Annotated in this window: 13 protein-coding genes and 1 other annotated feature; of the genes, 10 read left to right on the top strand and 3 right to left on the bottom strand. The window is 35.8% G+C overall.

Features of this window, described 5'->3' with window-relative positions; translation table 11 throughout:
* The first annotated feature begins 128 nt into the window (after nt 1-128).
* The 3 genes from DCE79_RS13735 to DCE79_RS13725 all read left to right on the top strand — a co-directional run bounded on the left by DCE79_RS13735 (nt 129) and on the right by DCE79_RS13725 (nt 4,929).
* Entirely contained in the window at nt 129-1,298 is a 1,170-nt protein-coding gene (locus DCE79_RS13735) for an MDR family MFS transporter (protein ID WP_108713605.1), read from the top strand.
* Between the two features lie 51 nt (nt 1,299-1,349).
* Nucleotides 1,350-1,566: a binding site (T-box leader), on the top strand.
* A gap of 126 nt (nt 1,567-1,692) precedes the next feature.
* Nucleotides 1,693-4,107 (top strand): leucine--tRNA ligase, encoded by a 2,415-nt coding sequence (leuS, locus tag DCE79_RS13730; RefSeq protein WP_108713604.1) that lies wholly within the window; start codon nt 1,693-1,695, stop codon nt 4,105-4,107.
* A gap of 138 nt (nt 4,108-4,245) precedes the next feature.
* Nucleotides 4,246-4,929, top strand: coding sequence for a response regulator transcription factor (locus tag DCE79_RS13725; RefSeq protein ID WP_108713603.1), 684 nt, complete (start codon nt 4,246-4,248; stop codon nt 4,927-4,929).
* Nucleotides 4,930-4,976: 47 nt separating this feature from the next.
* On the opposite strand, the gene DCE79_RS13720 is transcribed toward DCE79_RS13725, so the two are convergent.
* Complete coding sequence (locus DCE79_RS13720) at nt 4,977-6,701, bottom strand: HD-GYP domain-containing protein (protein WP_108713602.1); 1,725 nt, start codon at nt 6,699-6,701, stop codon at nt 4,977-4,979.
* A gap of 298 nt (nt 6,702-6,999) precedes the next feature.
* On the opposite strand from DCE79_RS13720, the gene DCE79_RS13715 reads away from it, so the two are divergent.
* The 7 genes from DCE79_RS13715 to gmtX all read left to right on the top strand — a co-directional run bounded on the left by DCE79_RS13715 (nt 7,000) and on the right by gmtX (nt 15,164).
* Entirely contained in the window at nt 7,000-7,935 is a 936-nt protein-coding gene (locus DCE79_RS13715; RefSeq protein ID WP_108713601.1) for a cation diffusion facilitator family transporter, read from the top strand.
* Between the two features lie 125 nt (nt 7,936-8,060).
* Nucleotides 8,061-8,579: a sigma-70 family RNA polymerase sigma factor gene (locus DCE79_RS13710; RefSeq protein WP_199912277.1), complete on the top strand. Its 519-nt coding sequence runs from the start codon at nt 8,061-8,063 to the stop codon at nt 8,577-8,579.
* A complete protein-coding gene (locus tag DCE79_RS13705; protein WP_108713600.1) occupies nt 8,560-9,483 on the top strand; it encodes a hypothetical protein in 924 nt (307 codons plus the stop codon). Before DCE79_RS13710 ends, DCE79_RS13705 begins: the two co-directional genes overlap by 20 nt.
* A gap of 180 nt (nt 9,484-9,663) precedes the next feature.
* Nucleotides 9,664-10,098: an SRPBCC family protein gene (locus DCE79_RS13700; RefSeq protein WP_108713599.1), complete on the top strand. Its 435-nt coding sequence runs from the start codon at nt 9,664-9,666 to the stop codon at nt 10,096-10,098.
* Nucleotides 10,099-10,268: 170 nt separating this feature from the next.
* Nucleotides 10,269-11,756 (top strand): gamma-mobile-trio recombinase GmtY, encoded by a 1,488-nt coding sequence (gmtY, locus tag DCE79_RS13695; RefSeq protein ID WP_108713598.1) that lies wholly within the window; start codon nt 10,269-10,271, stop codon nt 11,754-11,756.
* Nucleotides 11,757-14,471 (top strand): gamma-mobile-trio integrase GmtZ, encoded by a 2,715-nt coding sequence (locus tag DCE79_RS13690; RefSeq protein WP_108713597.1) that lies wholly within the window; start codon nt 11,757-11,759, stop codon nt 14,469-14,471. It begins immediately after the preceding gene.
* Nucleotides 14,472-14,519: 48 nt separating this feature from the next.
* On the top strand, nt 14,520-15,164 hold the full coding sequence (gene gmtX, locus DCE79_RS13685) for a gamma-mobile-trio protein GmtX (protein WP_108713596.1): 645 nt from the start codon (nt 14,520-14,522) through the stop codon (nt 15,162-15,164).
* A 271-nt stretch (nt 15,165-15,435) separates the two neighbouring features.
* Here the strand turns inward: gmtX and DCE79_RS13680 are convergent, their stop codons facing one another.
* The gene (locus DCE79_RS13680) at nt 15,436-15,705 is read right to left on the bottom strand and encodes a hypothetical protein (RefSeq protein WP_159083110.1); all 270 of its coding nucleotides are present in this window, start codon (nt 15,703-15,705) and stop codon (nt 15,436-15,438) included.
* A 110-nt stretch (nt 15,706-15,815) separates the two neighbouring features.
* Nucleotides 15,816-16,094: a hypothetical protein gene (locus DCE79_RS18550; RefSeq protein ID WP_159083109.1), complete on the bottom strand. Its 279-nt coding sequence runs from the start codon at nt 16,092-16,094 to the stop codon at nt 15,816-15,818.
* Between the last annotated feature and the right edge of the window lie 443 nt (nt 16,095-16,537).

Genomic DNA, 16,537 nt, shown 5'->3' with positions numbered 1-16,537 from the left:
CACTCCTCTAACATTTTATTTTATCATGTAGCTACAGTCTGTACTATTAGAAAATCTTTTTCTTGTACATTTTTCTCAACAGGAATAAACTTGGAGTTTGGATAAAAGTTGTAAAGGGAGGAAAACACGTGCCTAAAATAGTTTGGTTTTTAATACTTGGCACCTTTGTTAATACGGTCGGCAATTCATTTTTATGGCCTTTAAATAGTATTTATATACATGATCATTTAGGAAAAACATTAACAATCGCTGGGTTTGTTCTCATGCTAAATTCATTAGCAGGTGTATTTGGAAACTTAATCGGTGGATATTTGTTTGATAAATTAGGTGGATATAAAGCGATTTTAATTGGGGTTGTTTTAAATTTAATTTCGATTACATTATTAACCATTTGGCATGACTGGCCCCAATATGTCATTTTTTTAACGCTACTTGGCTTTAGCGGAGGAATGGTGTATCCAGCAATTTATGCAATTGCAGGGAGTGCATGGCCAGAAGGTGGTCGACGTGCGTTTAATGCCATCTTTTTAACAAATAATGTAGGGGTTGCAATTGGACCAGCATTGGCAGGAATAGTAGCAGATATTAAATTTGACTATGTTTTTAGTGCGAATTTAATTGCTTATATTTTATTCTTTTTAATCGTTGTGACAACATACAAGCGTTTTGACTCAAGTAGAATGGCGACAAAATCAATGGCAGATGATACTAAAAAAACACGCAATAAAGCGCCTATCATTGCGATTAGTATTTTAAGTATTTCACTAGTAATATGCTGGTTAAGCTATTCTCAATGGAGCGCAACGATTTCTTCGTATACACAAGGACTTGGCATGAGTTTATCGCAATATAGCTTATTATGGACAATCAATGGCTTTATGATCGTGGCGATTCAGCCGATTATTAAACCACTCGTTACCCATTGGGAAAAGAAAATAAAACATCAGCTCATATTCGGATTACTATTAATGTCTATTTCCTATATGGTTGTGTATTTTGCAGGTAGCTTTAAAATGTTTGCAGCAGCGATGGTCGTTTTAACATTTGGTGAAGTGTTCTTTACACCCGTTATTCCGATGATTGCAAACAAGTTAGCACCACCAGGGCAACAGGGCTTTTATCAAGGATTAGTGAATAGTGCATCTACAATTGGCCGAATGATTGGGCCGCTGTTTGGCGGTGCGATGGTCGATATTTATGGAATGCAAGTATTGATGTTCATATTGTTTGTATTAATCCTCCTTGCGATTATTCCTTGCTTATTATTTGATCGGGGTTTACAAAAGGCGGATCTTTAAACAGTTACTTGTACTTTTCCAGTGAATCCGCTAAAATGAATAGAAATAATAGATTTGACTGTGATGAGGAATAGTAAATGGTCGCACTTTTTAGAGAGCTAGTAGGTGGTGGAAGCTAGTAAGTGTTAAATTGAACTCGCCTCGGAGTTTGCTTTAGTGAAATTGATAGTAGCTAAAAGCCGTGTATTCGCGTTAAGAAAATCAAGCTGAGTGCTGTGTCACTAATTTGGGTGGTACCGCGGGAGTTTTAAATCCTCTCGTCCCTTCTTATTTATTTAAGAATGGGGCGAGTTTTTTTATTTTTGAAATATTCTGTTAAATTAGCTAAGATTATAAAAATAACGCAGTATCGTCTAAAGTCACAGAATAATTTACATTACGAGGAGGAAAAATTGTGAGCTTTAATCATCAAAAAATCGAAAAAAAGTGGCAGCAATATTGGGATGTTAACAAAACATTCAAAACAGAAAATGAAGCCGATAAACCAAAATTCTATGCATTAGACATGTTTCCGTACCCATCAGGTGCTGGTCTACACGTAGGTCACCCAGAAGGTTATACAGCAACAGATATTTTATCTCGTTTCAAACGTCTGCAAGGCTATAACGTACTTCATCCAATGGGCTGGGATGCTTTTGGTTTACCAGCGGAGCAGTACGCACTTGATACAGGGAATGACCCAGCTGAATTTACTGCGAAGAATATTGCGACGTTCAAACGTCAAATTCAAGAGCTTGGCTTCTCTTATGACTGGGATCGTGAAATTAATACAACAGACCCTTCATACTACAAATGGACACAATGGATTTTCACGAAATTAGTGGAGATGGATTTAGCTTATGTGGATGAAGTAGCTGTAAACTGGTGTGAAGCATTAGGTACAGTACTTGCTAATGAAGAAGTAATCGATGGTCTTTCTGAACGTGGAAATCACCCAGTAGTACGCCGTCCAATGCGTCAATGGGTGCTACGTATTACAAAATATGCAGACCGTTTAATTGATGATTTAGAAGAGGTAGATTGGCCAGAATCAATCAAAGAAATGCAGCGTAACTGGATTGGTCGTTCTGAAGGTGCACAAGTTCGCTTCGCAGTAGATGGAACAGATGCTTCATTTGAAGTGTTCACAACACGTCCAGATACATTATTTGGTGCGACATACTGTGTATTAGCTCCAGAACATAAGCTAGTAGCAGATATTACAGCACCAGAACAAAAAGCTGCAGTAGAAGCTTACTTAGAAAAAGTGGCATTAAAATCTGACCTTGAACGTACAGATTTAGCAAAAGAAAAAACAGGTGTATTTACGGGTGCTTATGCAATCAATCCAATTAACGGTGAAAAAATGCCGATTTGGATTGCAGATTACGTACTATCTACTTATGGTACAGGTGCAATCATGGCTGTTCCTGCACATGATGAGCGTGACTATGAATTCGCAAAAGAATTTGGCATCGAAATTAAAGCAGTATTAGAAGGTGGCGACATCGAGAAAGAAGCGTTCACTGGTGACGGTGTACACATTAACTCAGGCTTCCTAGATGGTTTAAATAAAATTGATGGTATCGCGAAAGCTATCGAATGGTTACAAGAAAACGGTGTGGGTGAAAAGAAAATTACGTACCGTCTACGTGACTGGTTATTCAGTCGTCAACGTTATTGGGGCGAGCCAATTCCAGTAATTCACTGGGAAGATGGTACAATGACAACTGTTCCTGTTGATCAGCTGCCATTAGAGCTACCAAAAACAACAAATATCCATCCTTCAGGTACAGGTGAATCACCACTTGCAAATATTGAAGAATGGGTAAATGTAGTAGACCCTATAACAGGCTTAAAAGGGCGTCGTGAAACAAATACAATGCCACAATGGGCTGGTTCTTCATGGTACTTCTTACGCTACATTGATCCAACAAACGAGACCGCAATTGCCGATCCAGAACTACTTAAACGTTGGTTACCAGCTGATATTTATATCGGTGGAGCTGAGCATGCAGTACTTCACTTACTATATGCGCGTTTCTGGCATAAAGTACTTTACGATATGGGCGTTGTTCACACGAAAGAACCATTCCAAAAGTTATTTAACCAAGGGATGATCTTAGGTGAAGGTAACGAAAAAATGTCAAAATCTAAAGGTAATGTTGTAAACCCAGATGAAATCGTTGAATCTCATGGTGCCGATACACTTCGTTTATACGAAATGTTCATGGGCCCATTAGAAGCATCTGTTGCTTGGAATACAAATGGCCTTGATGGTGCTCGTCGTTTCTTAGACCGTATTTGGCGTTTATTTGTCACAGATGAAGGACAACTTGCTGCAAAAGTACAAGATTCAGCTGATACAACATTAGAAAAAGTGTATCACCAAACTGTGAAAAAAGTGACAGAGGATTACGAAGGTATTCGTTTCAATACGGCGATTTCACAAATGATGGTATTCATCAATGACTGCTATAAAGCAGATGTAGTTCCTACTGAGTATGCAGAAGGCTTTGTGAAACTATTATCTCCAATTGCACCACACGTGGCAGAAGAACTTTGGGCGATTTTAGGTCATGAAGGTACAATTACGTATGAACAGTGGCCAATGTTTGACGAGTCGAAACTTGTTGACGATGAAATCGAAGTTGTTGTTCAAGTATTAGGCAAAGTACGTGCAAAAGTACAAGTGACAAAAGATATTACTAAAGAAGAATTAGAAAAAATTGCACTTGCAGATAGTAAAGTACAAGAATTTATCGATGGCAAAACAGTGGTAAAAGTCATTGTGATTCCAGGTAAATTAGTAAATATCGTAGTTAAATAACGATTCAAATAAGTAGCTACCCAAAATTAGAGGGTAGCTACTTTTGTTTATAATTTGAAACAATTGTAAAATATGATATTATTTTATAATAAGTGCTAGAATCTACCCTACAGAATAGACGAGAAAGGAAGGAAAACGATGGAAGATACGACGATTTTAATTATCGAGGATGACTCGGACATTTTGGAAGTACTTTCTTTGTATGTTCAAAATGCAGGTTATCATGTGTTAAAAGCGACAACGATTCAAGAAGGTTTACAAGTATTTTCTACACAAAAAGTAGATCTCATGTTAGTAGATATTAATTTACCTGATGGTAATGGTAGTGATCTTGCAATAGAAATCAGAAAAACTTCAGAAGTAATTATTTTTTTTATTACGGCAAATAATACGGTTGAAGATAAATTACAGGGTTTTGACGTAGGCGCAGACGATTATATTACAAAACCATTCGTTCCTAAAGAGGTAATTGCTCGTATCAAGGCACACTTGAATCGGAAAAAGGTACATAAAAAAAATCAACTAGTAGTAAATAATGATATCTTGATAGATTTTGAAGAAAAAACAGTATATAAACAAGGGAAAGAATTACATCTATTTACAAAAGAAAAGCAAATATTGTTTTATCTTGTTGAAAATCAAAATCAAGTATTGAGCGTGGAGCAAATTATAAATCAGGTTTGGGGTTATGATGAGTTTGTCGACTTAAAAGCTGTAACTGTACATATTAGCATGTTGCGTAAAAAAATTGAAAGTAATCCAACAAAGCCAATTTATATCCAAACCGTACGGGGATTTGGGTATAAGTTTGAATTGAAATAAAAAAGGTAATTCTGCTAATTTAAATAAAGCAGAATTACCTTTTTTGTCTAGAAGTATACAAGTTGGTCGATTGAATATTCTTGTAGAAGATAATCAAATTCAAAACGGTCTTTATTTTCACCGACTAAATCTAATAAATAATGCTCTACGCGGTTTTTGGATAGTTCATACGTATTTGGTAAATAAGATAATAAAAATGTATCTGCTGAAGAACCGCTAATAACGCAAGTTTTCTCAATTTTTTCATTATCAATCGTCATCAAAATCTTATCCAAGCTTGCATCAATTGGCAATACATGAGGATAAATGTGCTCATTATGAATGAGTCCTAAAAATACTGTAAATAAATACTCATTTTTAAATTCATTATCGACTAATAATAAAATTCTTTCATTGTAGTTGTCATTATCGATCTGCTCATCGATTTTTTGCTGCATTAATTGTTCCATATATTCTACAACTTGTGTGAATTTTGTATCATAAATTGCCTTTTGCATCTTCAACAAATTTAAGATTTGATACACGGGAATGAATATTTTGGTGAAATATTCTGACATTTTAAAGTTGTCAACTAGCTTTAAATAAGTTTTTTTGGCGCTTTCTACATTGGCACTAACGAGTTCATTATAAAATGTATTCAGTAACTCATCTTTATTTTCAGATTGGTGTGAAATCATTTGAACGATTTCGATGTCATTATTAATAGAAATGTGGAAAGATACGCCCGTTTCAATACATTTCACGCGTGGTGAAGTAGGGAATTGGGGATTCGCCTTTTCAACGATTGCATGAAAATCATCTGATAGTAGAACGATGGAGTTTTCTGGGTAAATACCAATAAAGTCAACAAATTGTGTTAATAAGCCCTCATTGAACATATCTTCATCACGATATAATAAACTAAAAGCATCGGCAGCCCGCATGGCATCGCGGTACGCTCGTTTCATCGTAATAGCAGAATACACATCGATAATTTGCAGAATTTCAAGCTCTGTTGTAAAAACAGAAGGGATGCTTTCAGGGTAACCTTCTCCATTTCTACGTTCATGGTGTGAGCGTGCTAAATAAGAATAATCTAAAAGTCCTATTTGTTTGAAGATTTTTTCGCCTTCAATTGTATGCGATTTCATTAATTCAAACTCTTTAGTATTAAGACGACCTGGTTTTTGCAAAATCTCTTTTGGAATTCTCAGTTTTCCAATATCATGCAATAAATAACCAATCGCAATTTGCTCAATATTGCGTAATTGTAATTTGCGCGCAAACAAAGTACCGATAATAAAGGCGTCGATGCAATGCAAATAACCTACATAATCCCATCGTTTCAGTTGCATTAAATGATCAAAATAAACATCATTACTCATAATTACATTTAATAAATCTTGTAAGTAATCGATATCAGTTTCATCTTTTAATATTTGACCGTAGCGAATTTCAATATCTAGTTCCGCTAAAAGGGTATAAAAATTAACTTTTTGAGCTTCTGGTGTAGCGGAAATACTGGATATATTGTTGAAATTGAACGTGAAATTTGGTTGCTCAAGTTGTTCTTCTTTAGCGCTTTGTTCAGGAAGAAATGTATTTGGAAGAATGGAAGTTTCATTATAATAAATAGAAATGAATTGAACACTTTTCTTTTTTAATAACTCAATTCCCTTTTCCGTTAGTTTACTATCTTTTTTCATTAGTAATTGTCGATCGATAAATATGTCAGTAGCTAAAATGTCACCAGGCGCAACATCTTGAATTAAAATTTGTTCTATTTTTGACAATGAAAACACCTCTTTAACAAAGTAGATAAATTCTCTATTTATTATTATATGTCAATGTTAAACAAAAATGGGTGAAAAATATGAATTTTTATTGATTTATTAATGAAAAAGTACTTATCTATAATAGGTTAATGTTCATATAATGACATCAAACGACCGTAAGTTATTTCATGTTATTTACATTTACTAAGAATATTATTGAAGTATAAAGTCCTATTAACTATTAAGTAAGGATAAAAACATGATTTTGATATACGATTAAATTACGCATCTGTCAATTTGGGAGGGGAGATATAACATGTCAGAGCATCATCATACAAATAATAAAAAGACTTTAAAGATTTCCTTTATAATCATTACAACTTTTATGCTGGTTGAAGCAATCGGTGGTTTTTTCACGAATAGTTTAGCGCTACTTTCAGATGCAGGACATATGTTAAGTGATGCTATTTCACTGGGTATTGCATTGATTGCGTTTATGTTAGGTGAGCGTGCGGTGTCCAATCAAAAAACATTTGGATATAAACGTTTTGAAGTGTTGGCAGCTGCATTTAACGGCATGACCTTAATGCTTATTGCGATTTTTATATGTTATGAAGCAATCGGTCGCTTTATAAAACCACCTGAGGTTGCATCAGTTGGGATGTTGATCATTAGTGCAATTGGGTTGATCGTCAATATTTTTGTAGCTTGGCTCATGACGCGCGGTGCGGATACGAAAGATAATTTAAATATGCGTGGGGCTTTTTTGCATGTCATTAGCGACATGTTGGGTTCTGTCGGAGCAATTGTGGCTGCACTGCTAATGATGGGCTTTGGTTGGCTTTGGGCTGACCCACTTGCTAGTGTAATCGTTGCTATTTTAGTATTCCGAAGTGGCTATAGCATTATGAAGGCATCCGTTCATATTTTAATGGAAGGTGCACCAGAAACGATTGATGTAGAAAAAATTGCGCGACAAATTGGTTCGAATGAGCAAGTACTTGCGCTACATGATTTACACATTTGGACGATTTCAAGTGGCTTTAATATGTTTACATGTCACATCGTTGTGGCTGCACAATTACCAATTGGTGAAAGTGAAAAGTTGCTTAAAACGATTGAACACCAATTACTAGACAAAGGTATTCATCATGTTACAATCCAAGTGGAATCAGCTATGCATCCACATGATGAAAGCTTACTCTGTACATTCAAAGCGCAAGAAGAACATCACCATAACCATCATCATTGACAATAGAGGCTACCTAAATCGGTTGATTTTTGGGTAGCTTTTTAATTTGAAAAAAAATTCAATAAAATTGAAACTATTTCTTGAAAATATGCGACTATAAAGAAAAAGGTGAAAGGGGTGAGCTTTTGACAACGCATTTAAAAGAAGTGATGGAAGCTTACGGTGAGTATTGTATCCGTGTAGCGTATTTATATGTGAAAGATTGGGCTGCCGCTGAAGAAATTGTCCAAGATGTCTTTTTAGCCTATTACAAACAACAGCAACGATTTGAAGGGCGCGCCTCGTTGAAAACTTATTTAGTAAAAATAACGATACATAAAAGTCATGACTATTTACGAAGCTGGAAGCGAAAAATGAGCCATTTCGTAACACAAAAATATGTCACACCATCCGCGGAACAAACAATAATCATCGAAGAGCAACAGTCACAATTAGTTGAAGCACTACTAAAGCTCCCTATTAAATACAGAGAAGTGCTTATTTTACATTATTATGATGACTATAAAGTTAGAGAAATTGCTGAGCTATTGCAAGTAAGTGAAAATACGATTAAAACAAGACTTACACGTGGTCGTGAAAAATTAAAACCGCTACTAGCTGAATTGGAATGGGAGGTGCTGCAATATGACGAAGTGGAAAGATGAAATTGATCAACATATTGGACTTGAACCAAAGTTTACGCCGGAAGTCAAAGCGAAAATAGTGCGAAAAGCATCTCAGCGTTCGATAAATTGGCGTTACCCACTCACGCTTTTTGCGTTTTGTAGTGTAATCATTTTATTCTTTGTCGTAGGCCCAAAACAAGGGGAACAGCCACAATTAAACGCAACCTCATTTGAAACATTAATACAACAAGCGCAAGTAGAAAAATTTTTCATCAGTTCAAAGCAAAGTGAAGATGATCAATTTTTTGCGAGAGCTTCTAGTCGCTATATGCAAGTGCATGAATTTAATGGTGAAGCTGATACCATCAAAATGAATCAGTTTTTGCGAGATATGGAAGTAATGGAGCAAGAACCAGATTTTCAAATTAATACAGATGTTTTAGTGGAAATGTCTAATGGCGGGCACTTAAAATTAAAAGTATTTCCTTATGAAAGTTGGTACGCGGTACAAGATGTGCAAACTAATTTATATTACAGTTTAAAGGATGAATCTGCTGTAAGTTTTACAAAATGGAAGGATAGTATAAAAGAGCCGCCAATTTTTACAGTCTACTTATTATTTTTAGGTGGTATTTTTGGCCTTCATTTTTTAGTAAGAAAATTATTGAAGTTGCCAATGGTTGAGAAAAGGAAAGGTGCATTCTGGAGGAATTTTGGCATTTCCCTTGCCGTTTATTTTGGCGTACAGTGGTTATTTAGATTATTTGACTCGAATTCATATGTATTTCATAAAGATGTGTGTATGCTGGTCGTCCTTCTTGTGTTAATCTTCCTTTTCTATATTGATACCTATAAAAAAAGTTCGAAAAAACAAAGGATTGCTGATGGGATTGTTACGATTTATGGCGGTATCATGATTTTAATTTTAATTAACCTTATATAGCTTATTACTGAAATGTATTTTTCGAATAAAAACTTGAAAAATTGTTCACTTTTAAGCTACATAATTGTTGCATTAAGGTAGAAAATAACTATTTAGTCACATAAGTTTTTGTGCAATACTATAGTAGTAAATGATTATTCAACCATTTAACGATCTAAACGTAGAAAGTAGTGTGGAACGATGGCACAAGCATCACATTCAGTACAAATTCCAGTAAGCCAAGACAAAGTATGGAGCTTCGTAAGTAAAATTGAAAAGTGGGCAACGTTAGTACCTGCTTATAAAGAACATAAAGATATCGATGCTCAAACATCAATTTGGACGTTCGAAGGTAGCTTTAAAGGCTTAACGAAAAAAGTTGAAATAGAAATTAAAATCGTCGAAATGAATGAACCAACGAATATTAAATTCGAAATTAAAGGTTTATCCGATAACATCAAAGGTGGCGGCGAATTTAAAGCTGAACCAAAAGACGGTGGTACATATATGACAGCTACAGTTGAAGTAACGGCTGGTGGTCTTTCAGGAGCTGTATTAACTCCTGCAATTAAAGTATTATTACCAAAAGTAACAACAAAATTAACAGAAAAAATCGCACGCCATATTCAAGCGTAATGATGTCGCCCATTAGAATGTAGATTATCTAGGGTGAAATATTTATAATCAAACTACTAAAAAGGTATTACATTTTAATGATGTAGTACCTTTTTTATTGTAGTTATATGTAAATATCTTTGGTATTATATGTAATATTATAATCAAACTATAGGTATAGGAGGATATATATGAGATATGTTCAGGTATCTTCAAAAACATATAGGGATAATACAGGCAGGAGCATAGACTTTCCTACTCTTCTAGTTGAGTATAATGGAGAGACAATGCTTTTTGAACAATTACACAGATATCAATTAAAGAATCGTAGTAAAAGCAGAACTTGGCATAAGAAGTTAGTACAAGCTGTTGGACTATTGCTTGATTATATGGAAGCTAATCAGAAATGTTATTCTTCTCCAAAAGAATTCTTTGATACATTTACGGAGTCTGTTTATTCAGGAACAATAAATGAAGAAGGTTTAGACCCTTCGGGACTTTATTGGTTACCTAAAAGAGTTGAAACAGCGAATATGCTTTTATCTGCTTTAAATGGGTTATCAGATTGGTTATATGAAGAATATGGAGCTGTTCAATTAAACCCTTGGAGAAAAGCCACAAGATATGAAGAACGACTTAACTGGATGGCACAGATAAACAAAAGTCAGAACTCATTTCTAGGGCATTTAAATGATGTTCATGAAATCTCTGAAACTGCAAAATTAGCTCGCAATGCTGTTAGAAGAAGAAAACCATACTCATCAAAAGGAGATACAAAAGCATTCCCCGAAAATAAAATACATGATCTCCTATGGGAAGGGTTTAAGAATACAAGAAAGAACTATGAATTAGACCTTGTTGATCGTTATAACTGGCGTGATATTGCCATTACTATACTGATGCATGGCGGTGGACTTAGGCATAGTGAAGTATTTCATTTATGGGTACAGGACGTCTTCCCTGACCATGAAGACCTAAATCTTGCTGTGGTACGAATCTATCATCCAAGCGAAGGAAAGGCCCCGCAGGATTTCAAGAACCCTAATATCGGTAAATATATAACAGACAGAGAAAGCTATCTGCTGTTAAAATATGGTTTGCTACCACGCAATATGTATTCCGCACAGGACAAACGATTTGCAGGGTGGAAAGAGCCAAGACTTGATAACGATCAAGATAAATACATGCATGTTTACTGGTTGTCAAAGGAATGGGGATACATCTTTATGTCTGTATGGAAAATGTATATGGCAAAAAGGTTAAGAGATGGCATTAAGGATACTCACCCATTTGCCTTTGTCTCACATTCGCCTAAGACACTTGGAGAAATGATGCCACTTAGGACTCAGAGAGAGTCTCACGAAAAAGCGATTGAAAAGATTGGTTTGACAGTCGGAAAGAAAGATGGCACTACTCCACACGGACATAGACACGCATATGGTCAAAGTCTTAAAAATGCCAATATACCTGACCGCATCAAACAAATTGCCATGCACCACAAATCAATAGAGTCTCAGAAAGTATACACAGAGCCAACAGTTGCAGATGTTACAGCTTCACTAAATAATGCCACTGCATCTTTGGATAATGGTTATGTACTTCCAATGCAGACTGAGATTGATGCATGGATGAATGAAGAAACTAAACAGCAAAACAGATACAGATATAGGAGAAAATAAATGGGAAGAAAAAAATATGATAATTTTTTTAAGTATAAAATGATTGAAGAACTTTGCAACGGCAAAGCAGCAAGGAATATTAAGCGAGAATATGATGTTAGCCATAGAACTGTTATGAGATGGCTCCGAGATTTTATTGAAAACGGAGCTTTTGGTGATAATGCATTATCGCCAAAAGAAAATCTGAGGCTTGAACAGTTAAAGGAAAAAGCTAGGAAAAGAGAACTTGAGTTAAGGTTCCATGGAACGACCACGAGTGAAAACTTCGAATGGCTTTTAGGATATGATTCTGATTTACGGCAATGGAATGAATATGCCACAGAATGGATAAAGACGGTTGTAAGAGGCAAAGCAAAAGCACTTACATGTTTAACAAACTTCTTTAAGAAATATGTTATTGAAGAAGACATCACTAGGTCTGTGCAAGAGTTCATTTCAATAAAATATGACACTCCAGATTTTTACGAGATTATTTATGCAGAAAGAGGCTCACAATTCCATGCTTTAATTGAAGCAAAAAAGGTTGTTGAATTTGTTGACTGGATTATTGCGGAGAGGTTTTCGGTTGAAGATGATTTAGGAAATAAGCTTACTCCGGCAGAATTTGAAAATCCTCTAACAAAATACTTACCAGACTCTGTAAAATTATCGCAACGTAATGAATCAAATAAGAATGTCCTGCCTTATAGATACATAAAAGACCTTCGTAATATACTCTGTCCTCAAAATGCAACCTGCTTTAAAGACTTGAAATTTGCACAAAGTGCAGGCGATTCAAGTACAGGTGGTGATTGGTTCATTGTTGATAAGTCCGTTATTGATGAAAATGACCCAGACTGTGTTTACAGAGTCAGAAAAACTTCCCCGTATGAACAGAAAGAAAAAGGACTTTCTAAAGAAGTATATGAGATGTGGTTTCCGGGGACTACTGTGTTGCTTTTAACTAAGCTCCTTCTTCCTTTAAGAACTTATCAGGTGCGTATGCTTGACAGTGGAGAAATGGATACATATAAGTATGTGCAGTCTATGCGAGATGTGGCTGGAAAATGGATTAAGAATGATTCACATTTAAGTCAGGGTACAGAAAGGAATCCTTTTAAAAGAGGCGTTCTTCGTAAATTCAAAGACAATACAACGCAGCTTGAAATGACAGGTTTTTTTATCAATACGAATAAAACAGCAGACATCAACAAAGAGGAATCAGATAGAGGTTATGACATTCCTTGGCAGTACGAAGAAGCACAATACTGGCTTGCAAAACTTAGGGATTGGCAGGTGAAGTACAATCCTATTTCTCGACCTGCAAAATGGACAGAACTGACAAGAAATCACTTAGGAGAAATAAAAGATGTGAAGATTTTAAAACAAAAGGGGGAAATCACATTTCTTTTCAGAGACCCTACTTCAATAGGACATGAACGCTTACCAATAGCAGTAAGCGGAATGGGTACTTTTTGGTATAAGACACTTAAACAGCTTGAGGTTCAGCTTAAAGAAAATACATCATCCGAAGAAGAAAGAACATTAAAATTTGTGCGTCCAGACCGTACAGATTCGACTTATTATCCCCTTCATTCACTCAGAGTATCACTTATAACTGCCTATGCTCTTGAAGGTGGAGTTCCAATGCCTATTCTTTCAAAGGCTATCACAGGTCACGCAAGACTCATTATGACTCTTTATTATACAAAAGCAGGTATTTCATATGTTACAGATACAATGAATCAGGCTGAAAAGAGCATTCTTGAAAATGATAAAGAAGCTTTTGATAGATTTATTAGAGATTCAAAGTATGAACAGTTAGAAACAAGTGTAGCTGCGAATGACCCAATAGCTTATCAGGCAGTAATCAACGCTCAAAAATCAGGTGCAAGTATTATTATAAGTGATAAAGGAATTTGTCCTAAAGGCTGTTTTGGATGCGATTCAGGTGGCACATATGTTAATAATGATACAGATAAACTCACTTATGGTGTTGTTCCGGGTTTTCCAGAGCAGAACTGTGTCAGATGTAGATGGTTCGTAACCAGTCCTGCTTTTCTTCCGGGCTTAGTGCATCATTTTAATACCATAGGCTACAATATGGGCGAAATAGGAAAACGAGTGATTAAATATCAGCATGGTATAGAACTTTTAGAAAATGAAAAATACGAATGTGAACTTAATGGAACCATATTTACAAAACATCATGAATTTCTTAAATATGAGCAATTATATGCACAGGAGATACAAAAGAATGATAAGCTAGCAAACGATTATAATGCCACTCTTCGTCTTATTGATAAGTGCATGAAGTTAATCAATAAAACATCTTCTGATGATGGAGTTCAGCTTGTAACCGTAGGTTCTATATCGGATGTTGGAATTTCTATTAATAACATTGAGCATGAACTTGAACAGCTTCAAATCATCTGTAATGGGGCGGAACTGTTTCCTGAAACAGATGCAAGCAAGGCAGTTCTTCAAAGATCTCAAATCATAGATTTAACATTAAGAAATAACAATAAAATGCCCGTTATGTTCTCATTAACAGAAGAAGAACAGCTCATTGCAGGAAATCAATTCATGAGGCTTTTAATTAATCGTGCAGGTAGTTATAAAGATGCTATTCCTTATGCACTCGGGCGTAAGAAACTTGAAGAAATCGGGTTTGAGAATGAGTTTGTTAATGAACTTAAATCTGTGACTTTAAACAGTAATTTGTTACCAATATAGACAGTTCTACTATTGATTAAGAATTATTTATGTATTGGAGGATATATGATGGAATTGCATCCAGATGAACTGTTCTCTAAGTTTTACGAGAACGCTTCTACAAGGAAAAAGAAAACATTAGAACTCATAAATAACGCCTGTAAAAAACAGTCCGAGTCTGACATAAAAGATTTTTCCATTGGCACTATAGCCAGATTGATAGCAAATGATGGCGGTCCAAGTGAACAGGCACTTAGAAACAAAAATGCAGAGGATTACAGAGTTTTGATAAGCCAGTGGGCTGAATACTATAAAACTACCACTAAAAAGCCTAAAAAAGAAAAGAGAACAACCGTAAACGATGATATCTTAGCAAGTATCTCCGAACCAACAACAAAGGCATTGGTTGGTATGCTTATGGCAGAGAATAAAAAGCTCAAAAGAGAAAACTCTCTGCTAAAGGAACAAACAACCTTTACGATTGATATGCGTTCTAGAAACGATCTAAGCAAAAATAAGGATGTCGTTATAGTCGAGCCTTCTTATAATCTGACAGATACCGAAATAGATGCACTGAGAAATGCCATATCAAACGAATTTCTGAACCATCAGGGATGGACTAAAGATAATTATGGCAGAGTAAAAGAAAACGGCATTCAGATATATAAGGCAGGCTATATAACTGCCATACAAAAAATTCTTAATAAAATATAAAAAATACATCCATAAACCAAACTCAAAAGAAAAAAAATTAATTACTTTTTAAATACCCCTGTTAGGTTCAATTACGAAGTATTTTTAGTTGCTTAAGCAACCCCACTTAAACAAAAATTTTTTTATGGTGTATAAGTGGGTACGCTCTATCTTTGCCAAAAATTATTTAACGCCCATATAAGTTTTAATTATGTCAATCCCACTATACCCAACTTCCTCCGCCATACGTTCATGCACATAGCAATAACGTAAACCATGATAAGTGAGTTTATTAGATTTCACTCTTGTACTCATGATAGAAACGCCCTTCGGGAGTCTCTACAAGCCTCCTATGACGCTCTAAAAACTTTTCACAACGGAAATTTCCCACTTGATTGACTTTCTCGCCTTCTCGGACGAATACAAGCCCTCGTTCGATTTGAGAGATTCGTTCTTCCAATAACCCCTCTTGCATCATCAGAAAGACGTACAGAGCGATGTATACCGTTTTTAGACTCTCCATTGCCCTCGTATATACCAGTTCTGCTTGTAAACGTTTCATCGCCACTACCTCGGTGTTCCGCAAGTCCATCGTCCGATAGATTGGCAATATGTCTCTAACCTCCTTTGCAGTCAGCCCTCGAAAGCCGTCTTATTGCGATAGATTATCTATTAAAGTACGCATATCTCATACTCTTTTTGCTTCCAAGACGTATCCCCTTTTACAGCTGGTGTTTTATCAAGTTGTACATCATAGTTTTTAGCAAGATTTTCATTAGTTGATAATTCATACTTTGCATTGGGAACTAAATTTAGCATGTAACAGATTGCTCCTAAATCGCCTTTTAGCGTCTTATCGCTAATCCCAAGTGTATATCGCATCCCAATATTGAGCCAATTGTTAACTGAGCCAGTGAGCCACTTTACACTATCTGTCTTTTCCAGAAGCACACGTCGGCTTTATTTGGAGTGGCGGGCATGATACCCTGATGCGGGCGTTAAATTCCTGTTACTACGCCTTTTGAGCGAGAATTATGCCCGCAGAGGCTCCATGTAAAGCCTACCGAAAAACATGCTGCGACAATTATCTTGTCCACTGAAAAGGACCTCGTGTTCAATTGCGAAATGGCTCACTTTTCATTTGCGAAATACACCCAAGCTCTTCCCGATACTTGACATAGGTAACAATATGCTTATCTTGCAAGTTGCGTAGGTTTTTCATCTCATACTTTTCATCAAAAAACTAAATAAACTGCTGACAACTGCTCTCGTAATGTGCCTAGTGGCGTATGAGCCGCTGCGAGTCTGCTTAAATAACGTTGCACACTGACTCGCGACCTCTGACAATCCATTTGTAGTGTTGATTTGAAATAAAGATTGATCATTTGTAAAGT

The organism is Lysinibacillus sp. 2017 (genome assembly GCF_003073375.1).
Taxonomy (GTDB): domain Bacteria; phylum Bacillota; class Bacilli; order Bacillales_A; family Planococcaceae; genus Solibacillus.
The sequence above is the reverse complement of the archived record's forward strand: the minus strand, read 5'-3'. Positions and strand labels throughout refer to the sequence as shown.